At 62.8% G+C, this 12361-nt stretch carries 10 protein-coding genes; 7 read left to right on the top strand and 3 right to left on the bottom strand.

All coding sequences use genetic code 11. The features are described 5' to 3' along the window. Positions 1-12: 12 nt before the first annotated feature. From G7016_RS22955 to G7016_RS22925, 7 genes are all read left to right on the top strand, one after another. Positions 13-1263, top strand: a complete 1251-nt coding sequence (locus G7016_RS22955) for a DUF3426 domain-containing protein (protein ID WP_181118037.1) — start codon at positions 13-15, stop codon at positions 1261-1263. A gap of 152 nt (positions 1264-1415) precedes the next feature. Then, a complete protein-coding gene (dusB, locus tag G7016_RS22950) occupies positions 1416-2429 on the top strand; it encodes a tRNA dihydrouridine synthase DusB (RefSeq protein WP_181118035.1) in 1014 nt (337 codons plus the stop codon). After that, positions 2426-2746: a DNA-binding transcriptional regulator Fis gene (fis, locus tag G7016_RS22945; protein ID WP_181118032.1), complete on the top strand. Its 321-nt coding sequence runs from the start codon at positions 2426-2428 to the stop codon at positions 2744-2746. Before dusB ends, fis begins: the two co-directional genes overlap by 4 nt. A 72-nt stretch (positions 2747-2818) precedes the next feature. Beyond that, positions 2819-4426, top strand: coding sequence for a bifunctional phosphoribosylaminoimidazolecarboxamide formyltransferase/IMP cyclohydrolase (gene purH / locus G7016_RS22940; RefSeq protein ID WP_181118031.1), 1608 nt, complete (start codon positions 2819-2821; stop codon positions 4424-4426). A gap of 208 nt (positions 4427-4634) precedes the next feature. After that, positions 4635-5924: a phosphoribosylamine--glycine ligase gene (gene purD, locus G7016_RS22935; protein ID WP_181118029.1), complete on the top strand. Its 1290-nt coding sequence runs from the start codon at positions 4635-4637 to the stop codon at positions 5922-5924. A 134-nt stretch (positions 5925-6058) separates the two neighbouring features. Next, positions 6059-8839 (top strand): hybrid sensor histidine kinase/response regulator, encoded by a 2781-nt coding sequence (locus G7016_RS22930; protein WP_181118027.1) that lies wholly within the window; start codon positions 6059-6061, stop codon positions 8837-8839. A gap of 49 nt (positions 8840-8888) precedes the next feature. After that, on the top strand, positions 8889-9485 hold the full coding sequence (locus G7016_RS22925; RefSeq protein WP_181118107.1) for a MarC family protein: 597 nt from the start codon (positions 8889-8891) through the stop codon (positions 9483-9485). Here the strand turns inward: G7016_RS22925 and G7016_RS22920 are convergent. The 3 genes from G7016_RS22920 to cobJ form a co-directional block, all read right to left on the bottom strand. Further along, on the bottom strand, positions 9467-10162 hold the full coding sequence (locus tag G7016_RS22920; RefSeq protein WP_181118025.1) for a hypothetical protein: 696 nt from the start codon (positions 10160-10162) through the stop codon (positions 9467-9469). The genes G7016_RS22925 and G7016_RS22920 overlap by 19 nt on opposite strands. 19 nt (positions 10163-10181) lie before the next feature. Next, positions 10182-10886 (bottom strand): hypothetical protein, encoded by a 705-nt coding sequence (locus tag G7016_RS22915; protein ID WP_181118023.1) that lies wholly within the window; start codon positions 10884-10886, stop codon positions 10182-10184. A 78-nt stretch (positions 10887-10964) separates the two neighbouring features. Next, the coding region (gene cobJ / locus G7016_RS22910; protein ID WP_181118021.1) for a precorrin-3B C(17)-methyltransferase at positions 10965-12361 on the bottom strand (1397 nt) is incomplete at its 5' end.

Here is a 12361-nt window from a genome sequence, read left to right as displayed (position 1 = left end):
CCGGATCCCCGCATGACCGAAAGCTTCGTCACTCAGTGCCCGCATTGCCACACCAGTTTCAAGGTGAGCCACAATCAATTGAGCGTGGCCCGTGGTGCTGTGCGCTGCGGCGCGTGCAAGCAGGTATTCAACGCGGCGCGTCAGTTGCTCGAGCAGCACACCGGGCAACCCAACCTGCCGGGCGTGCCCGCCTCGGTGGCTGCCCTTCCCGCCGAAGCGCCCCGCCAGCCCATGAGCCAGGCTGAGTGGCAGGCCACCAATGCGCACCTTGAGCATCTGGACCTGGACCAGGAGCTGGCCCGGCTGGAGCGCCGTGCCGGCACACCTCGAGCGGGAGACGGCGAGGCACCGGGGCTGAGCGCCCAGCGTGACCAGAGCGAAGACTGGCTCGACGAGCCGTTCGGCAAGCCGTTCGGCGAGCATGAGGATGAGGAACCGGCTACGGCGCCAGCCACCGCACCCGCTAGCGTTCCATCTCTGGGCACACGAGCGGAGCCTGTATTTGGCCTGGACCGCGAGCCGGCGCTGGATGACGACGAGTTTCCTGCTCGACCGGCACGGTCACCGAAACCGGAGCGTTCGGCATCGAGCGAACGTCAAGGGCTCACCGCCGAACGCGAAGACGCGGTAACGCGTACCTACAATGAGGACGATGAGGCCCATCAGGCCGACCACCCGCCTGCTCGCCGCGGCAAGCGCAACGAGCCGGAGCTGCGTGACGACCATTTGCTGGACCTGCAAGACGACCCGCTCCAGCTGCAATGGGAAAAACCCCGCCGCTCTCTGGGCAAGCGCCTGCTCTGGGCTGGGCTGGCGTTGCTGGCGGCGCTAGCGCTGTTGGGCCAGTACGTGGTGTTCCATTTCGACGAACTGGCCCGCCAGGACGCCTACCGGCCATGGTTTGTGAGCCTTTGCCCGCCACTGGGTTGCACCGTTCCATCGCGCGTGGACATAAGGCTGATCCGCAGCAGCAATCTTGTGGTGCGCAGCCACCCCACCTTCGCCGGAGCCCTGGTGGTCGACGCGATCATTTATAACCGCGCACCTTTCAGCCAGCCGTTCCCGTTGCTGGAGCTGCGCTTCGCCGACCTCAATAACAAGCTGATCGCCAGTCGGCGGTTCAAACCGTCGGAATACCTCAGTGGGGACCTGGCCGGGCAAAGCGAAATGCCACCACAGATCCCTATTCATATCGCACTCGATATTCTCGACCCGGGCAAGCGCGCCGTGAACTACAGTTTGTCCTTCCATTCTCCGGAGTGAAGCCGGTTATCCGATCGGTTCGGTCTAAGCCTGTCACTGCTCAGATTTTATCCAGTTTGACCTTTATCCGGTCATCGAGAGCGGGTATCATGCGATCCCTTTTTCGAACTCAGGCTTCGTACGAATCCGGCCTTATCACGGGTAACACACCTATGTCGGCGGTACGCATCGGCCCCTACACACTCAGCAATGGCCTGATCCTCGCCCCGATGGCGGGTGTCACCGACCAGCCATTTCGCCAGCTATGCCGGCGGCTGGGCGCGGGCCTCGTGGTATCTGAAATGGTCACCGCGGACATGTCCCTGTGGAACAGCCGCAAGTCCCGCCTGCGCATGGTTCATGCGGGCGACCCGGAGCCACGTTCCGTGCAGATCGCCGGTGGCGACGCGCAGATGCTGGCAGCGGCCGCTCGGGCGAATGTGGAGGCCGGCGCGCAGATCATCGACATCAACATGGGATGCCCGGCGAAAAAGGTATGCAACAAAGCGGCGGGGTCTGCCCTGCTGCGCGACGAGGCCCTGGTGGCGGACATCCTCGAAGCCGTGGTAGCCGCGGTGGATGTGCCGGTCACCTTGAAAATTCGCACCGGCTGGGACCGCGACAACCGCAACGGCCTGACCGTGGCGAAAATCGCCGAGCAGTCGGGTATCGCTGCTCTGGCAGTACACGGGCGCACACGTGCCGACCTGTACACCGGTGAAGCCGAGTACGACACCATCGCCGCCATCAAGCAGGCGGTGTCCATACCGGTGTTTGCCAATGGCGACATCACCTCGCCAGCCAAGGCAGCCGAGGTGCTCCGGCACACAGGGGCGGACGGCCTGCTGATCGGGCGCGCCGCGCAAGGTCGGCCGTGGATCTTCCGAGAGGTCGAGCATTACCTGCGCACCGGCGAATACCTGCCGGCGCCAAAGCTCGAAGAAGTAGAGCAAATTCTGCTGGATCACCTGGCCGCGCTGCATGCGTTTTATGGTGATGTGATGGGTGTTCGCATCGCCCGTAAACACGTGGGCTGGTACCTGGCAACGCTGCCCGGCGCCAGGGAGTTCCGCGCCAGCTTCAACTGTTTGGACGATACGGCAGCGCAGTGCGCCAACGTTCGCGAATTCTTCCGCGAACGCTACGAGAGCCTTGTTGCAGAGGACGGAGAAGGGGTGGCCGCATGACGATGATGACCGAGACATTAGTGAGTGGAACAACGCCCGTGAGCGACAACGTCAACCTCAAGCAGCACCTCAATACGCCCTCCGAAGAAGGGCAGACACTACGCGGGAGTGTCGAGAAGGCGCTGCACAATTATTTCGCGCACCTCGAAGGCGCCTCGGTCACCGATGTCTACAACCTCGTGTTGTCCGAAGTCGAAGCCCCTCTGCTCGAAACCGTCATGAACTACGTCAAGGGCAACCAGACCAAGGCCAGCGAAATGCTGGGGCTCAACCGGGGCACCTTGCGCAAGAAGCTGAAGCAGTACGATCTGCTTTAACCAAACGACATTCCGAAAAGGCGACTGCATGCAGCTCGCCTTTTTTGCTAACCGCTCTGAATGGAAACTGAAATGACCGACCAGACCACCCGCCTGCCGATCCGCCGCGCCCTGATCAGCGTGTCCGACAAGACCGGCATCCTGGAGTTTGCCCGCGAGCTCGAAGCCCTCGGCGTGGAAATCCTTTCCACAGGCGGCACCTTCAAGCTGCTGCGTGACAATGGCGTGGCCGCTATCGAGGTAGCGGACTACACCGGTTTCCCCGAGATGATGGACGGCCGGGTGAAAACCCTGCATCCGAAGATCCACGGTGGGATTCTGGGGCGGCGCGGCATGGATGACGCAGTCATGGCCGAACACGCTATTCGCCCGATCGATCTGGTAGCGGTCAACCTTTATCCGTTCGAAGCCACGGTGGCCAAACCGGGTTGCGACCTGGCGACTGCCGTTGAAAACATCGACATCGGCGGGCCAACCATGGTCCGGTCCGCCGCGAAAAACCACAAAGACGTGGCGATCGTGGTGAATGCCAGCGATTACGCCTCTGTGATCGAAGGCCTGAAGGCCGGTGGCCTCACTTACGCTCAGCGTTTCGACCTGATGCTTAAGGCCTTCGAGCACACCTCGGCCTACGACGGCATGATCGCCAACTATTTCGGTACCCTCGACCAGCAGGCCGAAACGCTGTCCACCGAGTCCCGGGGCGAGTTCCCACGCACGTTCAACAGCCAGTTCATCAAGGCGCAGGGCATGCGGTACGGCGAGAACCCGCACCAGAGTGCCGCGTTCTACGTCGAGGCCAAGCCGGCCGAAGCCGGGATCGCTACGGCGGTTCAGTTGCAAGGCAAGGAACTGTCCTACAACAACGTGGCAGACACAGACGCCGCGTTGGAATGCGTCAAAAGCTTCACCAAGCCGGCCTGCGTGATCGTCAAGCACGCCAACCCCTGTGGGGTGGCCGTTTGCCCTGACGCCGAAGGCGGCATTCGTCAAGCCTACGAGCTGGCCTACGCTACCGACAGCGAATCGGCTTTCGGCGGCATCATCGCCTTCAACCGCGAACTGGACGCCGCTACCGCCCAGGCCATTGTCGAGCGCCAGTTCGTCGAAGTGATCATCGCGCCAAGCGTGAGCGACGAAGCCCGCGCCGTCGTGGCTGCCAAGGCCAACGTGCGCCTGCTGGCCTGCGGTCAGTGGCCAGCCGAGCGTTCTTCCGGCTGGGACTTCAAGCGGGTGAACGGCGGCTTGCTGGTACAAAGCCGTGACATCGGCATGATCAGCGCCGATGACCTGAAAGTGGTCACCCGTCGGGCGCCGACCGAGCAGGAAATCCACGACCTGATTTTCGCCTGGAAGGTCGCCAAGTTCGTCAAATCCAACGCTATCGTTTACGCCCGCAATCGCCAGACCATCGGCGTAGGCGCAGGCCAGATGAGCCGCGTGAACTCCGCCCGTATCGCAGCCATCAAGGCCGAACACGCCGGGCTGCCGGTGGAAGGTGCGGTCATGGCCTCCGATGCGTTCTTCCCCTTCCGCGATGGCATCGACAATGCCGCCAAGGTAGGCATCCGCGCGGTGATCCAGCCTGGCGGTTCGATGCGCGACGCCGAGGTGATCGCCGCCGCCGATGAAGCCGGTATTGCGATGGTATTCACCGGTATGCGCCATTTCAGGCACTGATACGGCCGCGCTGGCGCAGGCATCGCGACCTCATAGGGTGCCCCCTGTAGGAGGCCTCTAACTCTGTGGGAAGCGGGCGTCAGCTCGCGAAAAGATCGACAATTCGCGAGCTAGCGCCCGCTTCCCACAGGTCCGCTGTCGCACCGGGAACAACTCTGTTCCATGAGAGCGGGCATAGCCCGCGAACCCCCGAATTCGAGGTTTTGACATGAAGGTTTTGATCATCGGCAGTGGCGGGCGTGAGCATGCGCTGGCCTGGAAGGTCGCGCAGGATCCGCGCGTTGAAAAGGTATTCGTGGCCCCGGGCAATGCCGGTACCGCGACCGAAGCCAAGTGCGAGAACGTGGCGATCGACGTGCTGGCGCTAGAGCAACTGGCTGACTTCGCCGCGCAGAACGTGCAACTGACCATCGTTGGCCCCGAGGCGCCGCTGGTGGCCGGTGTGGTCGACCTGTTCCGCGAACGTGGCCTGGATTGCTTCGGCCCTACTGCCGGTGCCGCGCAACTCGAAGGTTCCAAGGCCTTCACCAAGGACTTCCTTGCCCGCCACAACATCCCCACCGCCGCCTATCAGAACTTCACCGAGATCGAGCCCGCGCTGGCCTACCTGCGTGAGCAGGGCGCGCCCATCGTGATCAAGGCCGATGGCCTGGCTGCCGGCAAAGGCGTGATCGTGGCGATGACCCTGGAAGAAGCCGAAGCGGCCGTGCGCGACATGCTGGCCGGTAACGCTTTCGGCGACGCCGGTTCGCGCGTGGTGATCGAGGAGTTCCTTGAGGGCGAGGAAGCAAGCTTCATCGTGATGGTCGATGGCCAGAACGTGCTGCCGATGGCGACCAGCCAGGACCATAAACGCGTGGGTGACGGCGATACCGGCCCAAACACCGGCGGCATGGGGGCTTACTCCCCGGCACCGGTAGTGACTGACGACGTTCACCAGCGCGTGATGGACCAGGTGATCTGGCCCACCGTGCGCGGCATGGCCGACGAAGGCAACACCTACACCGGCTTCCTCTATGCGGGGCTGATGATCGACACCGCGGGTAACCCCAAGGTCATCGAGTTCAATTGCCGCTTCGGCGACCCGGAAACCCAACCGGTAATGCTGCGCCTGCAGTCCAGCCTGATTCTGCTGGTCGAAGCCGCGCTGGCCAAGGCGTTGAACAAGATCGAAGCCCAGTGGGACCCGCGCCCCAGCCTCGGCGTGGTGCTGGCAGCTGGTGGCTACCCGGGCGACTACGCCAAGGGCGACGTGATCAACGGCCTGGCCGCGGCGGCCAGCCTGACCGGCAAGGTGTTCCATGCGGGTACGGCGCTGGTCGACGGTGACGTCGTGACGGCAGGCGGCAGGGTGCTATGCGCCACCGCGCTGGGCGATACGGTAGGCGAGGCACAGGCACAGGCCTATGCCCTGGCCCGCAAGATCGAATGGAACGGCGGCTTCTATCGCAACGATATCGGCTACCGCGCCATCGCCCGGGAGCGCGGCGAGGGCTGACCGCCTGTCACCGTAAATAGTGCCCCGTTACTTCGGTTTCGGGGCACATGCCGAGTATTCGGGCACCCCGCCAACCTGTCTGGCTCCGGCACGGTTATACTCAGCTAATGCTTATTCAGGACAGGGACATCCCCGTGCACCGGCTCAGGACTGCCTTGCTGTTTCTCGTTGCGTTGCTGTTCGCCTGCCTTACCCCGGCTTATGGCGATCAGGGCAGCGGCTGGTCCGTGCTCGTGGATGACCAGAGCGGCCTGCAGATCAGCGACGTACGCTCGGATCGCTACCAGAGCCAGTTCGCCCCTATCGACCTGCGCCAGCTCGACGCCGCGCCGCCCCACAGCGCCGTGTGGCTGCACTACAGGCTCATGCCGTCGGCGCATGAGCAGGTTATCCGCCTGTTCGCACCAGACCTCTCGCGCTATGACCTCTACACCTTCGCCGGTGACGATCAGTTGCAGCACCTTCGCAGCGGCTACGACCCACTTGCCGACTCACCGCTGCCGCGCAGCGGTGACCTGCTGCTGCCGGTTTCGATGAGCCAGGCCCCGGTAGACATTTACCTGCGCCTGGTCACAGAACACCAGGTTCGCCCAGGCATCATCCTCGAGCCCGCCATCCAAGCCGCAGCGCACCAGGGCCAGACGCTGCTGTTCGGTCTGCTGCTGGGCAGCATGATCATGCTGATCCTTCACAACCTTGCGCGTTATGCGCTGGCCCGATCTACAAGCAGCCTCTGGCTGGCGGGATGCCAGGCGATGGTGCTGGCCAGCGCGATGATCCTGGTCAACCTCGGTAACGCCTGGATGGCGTCCTGGAGCGCGGCGCGTACGCCTGCTGCATACTTTGCCATGCTGCTGGGGGCTGAGTGCGCGCTCATGTATACCTTGCGGTTCTTTGCCGCCCGCCCCTCCCCTCGCCTCAACCGCATGGTGGTAACGCTGATCGGGTTAATCGCCCTTGCCGGCGTGCTGTTGCTGTTTCTCAACACGCTGCCGCTCAATTTCACCGCCTACGCCGCTGTGGCGGTCACCTGCGTGTGCATGCTGGTAGTGTCTGCCAGGCATTGGTACAGAGGATACCCGCCGGCCCGCCTGTTCACCGTGGCAATGGGGCTGTGCAGCCTGGGCTTCCTGGTGGTATTGCCCGCGCTGCTGGGCCTCACCCGTACGCCGGTTCAATGGCTGATCTTCGGCATGCTTGGGTGCGCCGTGTGTGGTGGCGCCATGCTCAACCTGGCGCTCACCACCCGCCTGCGGCGTATCAGCGAGGATCGCTACAGCGCCAGCCGTGAGCTGGCGGCGAGCACCGCTGAAACCAATGCCAAGGCTGAATTCCTGGCCAAGCTCAGCCACGAAATACGTACTCCCATGAATGGGGTGCTGGGCATGACCGAACTGCTGCTCGGCACGCCGCTCTCGGTAAAACAGCGCGATTATGTCCAGACCATCCACAGCGCAGGCAACGAACTGCTGACGCTGATCAACGAAATCCTCGACATCTCAAAGATCGAATCTGGCCAGATCGAGCTTGATGACGTTCAGTTCGACCTGAACGCCCTGATCGAGGAATGCCTGAGCATCTACCGGGCCCGCGCCGAACAACAGAACGTGGAACTGATCAGCTTTACCCAGCCACAGGTACCCAGGGTGATCAGCGGCGACCCGATGCGCCTGCGCCAGGCACTGCTGGCCATGCTGGACAATGCCTTGAAAAAGACCACGGGAGGCGAAGTACTGGTGGCTGCCGCGTTGGACCAGCGCAGCGGGCAACCACGCTTGCGCATCGCCGTGCAGGACAGCGGCGAACCCTTGCCAGCCGAGGAGCGCGAAGCGTTACTGAACACCGAGCTGCGCAGTCAGGACCTGCTTACTACCAACAAGCCAGGCAGCAGCCACCTGGGCTTGCTGATAGCGCGCCAACTGATCACCCTGATGAACGGTGAGTTCGGGATAAAAAGCGGCGCGCACCAAGGCAGCACCTTCTGGCTCACCCTCCCGCTCGACCCTCAGCGCCTGGAGCAATCGCTGCCCGACCTGGACGGTAGCCTCAAGGATGCCCGCGTGCTGGTGGTAGATGACAACGACACCTGCCGCAAGGTGCTGGTACAACAGTGCAGCGCCTGGGGGCTGAACGTGAGCGCGGCATCTTCCGGAAAGGAAGCCCTGGCAATGCTGCGTACCAAGGCGCACCTGCGGGACTACTTCGACGTGGTGCTGCTGGACCAGAACATGCCTGGGATGACCGGGATGCAACTGGCGGCGAAGATCAAGGAAGACCCCAGCCTCAACCACGATATTCTGATCATCATGCTGACCGGCATCAGCAATGCCCCCAGCAAGATCATCGCACGCAATGCCGGCGTGAAACGGATCCTGGCCAAACCGGTCGCCGGTTACACCTTGCGCACCACCCTGGCCGACGAGTTGGCCCACCGTACCTTGGCCGAAGCCAACCCCCCGCCTCTTCCCGGGCCTGCCCGCGCTGGGGAACAACCGGGCGTGCCGGCGGATTTTAAGATTCTGGTCGCCGAGGACAACAGCATTTCCACCAAGGTGATCCGCGGCATGCTGGGCAAGCTCAACCTGCAACCTGACACCGCCAGCAACGGTGAAGAAGCGCTGAAGGCCATGAAGAGCCACCGCTACGATCTGGTGCTGATGGATTGCGAAATGCCCATACTCGACGGGTTCAGCGCAACCGAACAATTGCGGGCGTGGGAACAAGGTATGCACCGAGATCGCACTCCTGTGGTAGCGCTTACCGCGCATATTCTCAGTGAACACAAAGAGCGCGCGCGGCAGGCAGGCATGGATGGCCATATGGCAAAGCCGGTGGAAATGTCGCAGTTGAGGGAGCTGATCGATCATTGGGTCGCCCACCGCGACAGCCGTCGCAACGAGGTTGAACCCAGTTGATAGCTCACGCCCTGCCCAGCTGCGCCTACTGTGGTCGAGGTTAGCCATGCTGCATCAGTTGTTCAGCGTTTATCTGAAGATGCTCGTGCTCTATAGCCCGTTCTTCGTGCTGTCCTGCTTCATCGGGCTATCGCGGGGCTATTCACTCAAGGAGCGCAAGCGCCTGGCATGGCGGGTGGCCTTGGGCGTGCTGGTGTCCAGCGTGCTGCTTTATCTGTTCGGCCGGGTCATTTTCTCGGTGTTTGGCATCACGGCCGATGCCTTCCGTATCGGGGCCGGTAGCGTGCTGTTCATTTCCGCGCTGGGCATGGCGCAGGGTAAATCGGCGGTCCAGACCGACAGCGTTCAGCAGGACGTGACTATTGTGCCCCTCACCATCCCGCTCACCGTGGGCCCGGGCACCATCGGCGCACTGTTGGTGATGGGCGTTGGGCAGCCTCACTGGGATGACAAGTTGCTGGCCATTGTCAGCATCGCCTTGGCAGCCTTCACCGTAGGCGCAATGCTGTACGTAGCCAATCGGATCGAAGCCTTGCTCGGAGAGCAAGGCTTGCAGATCGTAAGCCGGCTGATGGGGTTATTTGTCTGCGCTCTGGCTGCACAGATTATCTTCACCGGCGTGCGGGGTTATTTGTTGCCGTCTTGAGTCCCAAGCAGGCGCAGGTAAGTACCGTCCTCCCAAGGTTTGTTGAACCGCGCCTTGATCTTCGGCAAATGCGTGGTTTCAAAGGCCCGCGTATCAAAGCGGATCAACCCGATCCGGGACTGGATATGCGGTATCGGAGCATAGGTCACGAAGCATCCCGGGCTTGACTTCGTCATGTCCAGTTCCTCGTGATACACAAGCATGTCTACTACCCCAACGCCGCTGGCCAGGCGGCTTCGAGCGCAGGGCAACAGCTGAAACATCCCATGCTGGTGGCGCCTGGCGTAGCGTTCGAACAGCACCAAGCCTTCTCCATCTCCTGTCAGCGCCTCCACTCCCGCCTCCGCCAGGTCATGAAAGCGCGGCTGCTCGCGGCCGACCGCCTCTGATGCAGCATGCAGTATGCCTTGGCGCTCCAGGCTTGGCCTGTACACGCTGGTGGGCGGTTCAGCATCCCAGCCCATGAACCGAAGTTGGCGATAGAAGTGGGTAAACCAATCATCTTCTGCTTGCTCACCGTACAAATCGCTCGCCGCCTGCTGCGCAAAACGTAACGCGTAAATCACTGAAACTCGCTCGCGCTCGCTGATTTCCGGCGCAAAGGTCAATAAGCCGGAACCGGCTACCGAAGCATCGTTGATCATCTCGAAATCGTCCTTGAAAGGATGCCAGGCCAAACGGCGGCCTGGCGGGGGGTCAATCGGCCAGCAGGTCCAGGTAGATCTGGATGTTGTCTTTCACGCGCGCGCCCAGGGCGGTCATGATCTTGTCGCGGTTCTGCGCGATAAGGCTGGCATTCACGCTCAGTACAACGGCAGCCTCGTACACCTGCACGTCGTTACTGTCCCAGTCGAAGAACAGCACGTCGTAGTCATGGCGGGCGGTGGAGAGGTCAACCACACCCAGGGCGAGCAAAATCTCACCGTCCGGCGTTTTCAAGCAGGAGGCCACGCCTACCATGGAGCCCCGGTCCGTCTTGCTGACCCGCTCGAACAGATTGAATGCCTCCCCCGTTTTGGGCAGGTTGCTCAGTGCATCTCCCGCCAATTTGCCCAGCACGGCTGCCAGCGGGGTGCCGGACATCGCTGTGGCTACCGCCCCTTGCACCAGGCTTATAAGCACATTGGCCACTTTCAGGGATTGGGAAACATCGCTGCGCTTGCCGTAACGCGAGGTCAGCCGCAGCCAGCCCGTGTCTACGAGCACACTGGCGAACTTGCCAAACCAGGCCTGTGCCTGTGTGTCCTTGTCGTGGAGCTTGTTGGCGACGAGGGTGGCGAGCTGGAACGCATTGCGTACATCGTCCTGCTCTTGCGCCGACATGCCGCTACCGAAACCGAGCAGGTTGCTGCCGATGACGGCAGCTTGTTGAAGACTGATGTCTTGAGAGTTGATCGTCATGATCCACGAGTCCTTTGAAGAATGGCGGGGAGCCCTCGGTGGGCTCGCCGCGCAAGATAGCTTCAAAGGCCTGGCAGGTCAGGGCTGAACGCCTTCCCGGCTAATCGGCTGTGGATACCAGCGTGGGGTATAGACCCACGACGTGCCATCACTCCGGGCAATGGTCCTGGTCGTGGAAGAGCCCACAATCACCATGGTGCGCATGTCCACCATTTCTGGCGTGAGGGCGCCCAGCGGAACCACGCTCAACCGCTGGCCAGGCCGCGCCACGTCACGGCCCAGTACTACTGGCGTGTCAGGCGCGCGATGCCGGCGCACCACGTCAAGTGCCTGGCCTAGCTGCCATGGCCGGGAGCGCGAGATCGGGTTATAGAAGGCCATGGCCAGGTCTGCCCTGCCCGCCAGATCCAGGCGATCTTCGATGACCGACCACGGCTTGAGGTTATCCGAGAGGGAGATCACGCAGAAATCGTGGCCCAGCGGCGCGCCCGACAGTGCCGCGGTCGCCAGGCAGGCAGAAACGCCCGGCAGGATGGCCAGGTCCACCGAATGCCAGGCTTCATCGCTCCCAGCCTCCAGCGCTTCGAGCACCGCCGACGCCATGGCGAATACCCCCGGGTCGCCAGAGGACACCACCACCACATTACGGCCGCTGGCAGCCAGTTCCAGGGCGTGCCGGGCACGTTGCAATTCCTCGCGGTTGTCGGTGCGGTGCAGCACTTGATCCGGGCGGAACGGCCCTGCCATGTTCACATAGGTTTCGTACCCCAGTACGTCCTCGGCCCGTGCAAGCTCCTCCTGTACCGCGGGCACCATGAAGGCCCGCTCGCCGGGCCCAAGCCCCACCACCGCCAGCCGCCCACGGCGCTGGCCGACATCATCGGCGCAGACCGGGGAAGGGCTGATCGCCAGAGCGACCCCCTGCTCCCCCGCCTGAATGATGGACGGCAGTTGATCGAAGGCGCTTTCGGCCGCGCCTTCAGGAATAAAACGAAGCTCGGCGCCCAAGGCTTCCGCCGCCCTGGCCAGTACCCCAGCGCCCATCAGGCCCCGAGGGGCGAGCAGGCAGGCCAGCGCTGCTGGCGCCAGCCCTGCTTCGTTCATGGCTGCGGTTACCCGTGCCGCTACGTCGCCACCGGCGGTTTCCACCCGCGCAATCACGCTGCGCGGATGAATCACCAGGTCGCCAGGCGCCTGCACCTGGCGTGGGGTTATGCGTATCGCTAGCGCGGCGTCGTTTGCCCGCGGCAGTTCGATTGCCGCCAGCCAGGGGGCATCCCCTTCCACGCGCACGTGCTGGCCGGCCAGCACATCGGAAACAAAATGCTTGCCCTGTTCCAGATCGGCCAGAACGTACCCTTCAGGCGGGTCGAGCAGGCACGTGCCAAAGCGCAGCTCACCGCTGGTAGTGATCGCAGGGGCCACATCCAACATGTCGGCAATCTGCCGAGCCAGGGCATTGACCCCGCCCAGCC

Origin of the sequence: Pseudomonas japonica (assembly GCF_013522925.1) — a bacterium.
In the GTDB taxonomy this organism is placed as follows: Bacteria; Pseudomonadota; Gammaproteobacteria; order Pseudomonadales; family Pseudomonadaceae; genus Aquipseudomonas; species Aquipseudomonas japonica_A.
This window is presented reverse-complemented; position numbering and strand designations above follow the sequence as displayed.

Excerpts from the sequence above, each read along its gene's own strand:
- purD (WP_181118029.1), top strand. The coding sequence starts at position 4,635 with ATGAAGGTTTTGATCATCGGCAGTGGCGGGCGTGAGCATGCGCTGGCC.
- fis (WP_181118032.1), top strand. The coding sequence starts at position 2,426 with ATGACGATGATGACCGAGACATTAGTGAGTGGAACAACGCCCGTGAGC.
- G7016_RS22915 (WP_181118023.1), bottom strand. The coding sequence starts at position 10,886 with ATGACGATCAACTCTCAAGACATCAGTCTTCAACAAGCTGCCGTCATC.
- purH (WP_181118031.1), top strand. The coding sequence starts at position 2,819 with ATGACCGACCAGACCACCCGCCTGCCGATCCGCCGCGCCCTGATCAGC.
- G7016_RS22955 (WP_181118037.1), top strand. The coding sequence starts at position 13 with ATGACCGAAAGCTTCGTCACTCAGTGCCCGCATTGCCACACCAGTTTC.
- dusB (WP_181118035.1), top strand. The coding sequence starts at position 1,416 with ATGTCGGCGGTACGCATCGGCCCCTACACACTCAGCAATGGCCTGATC.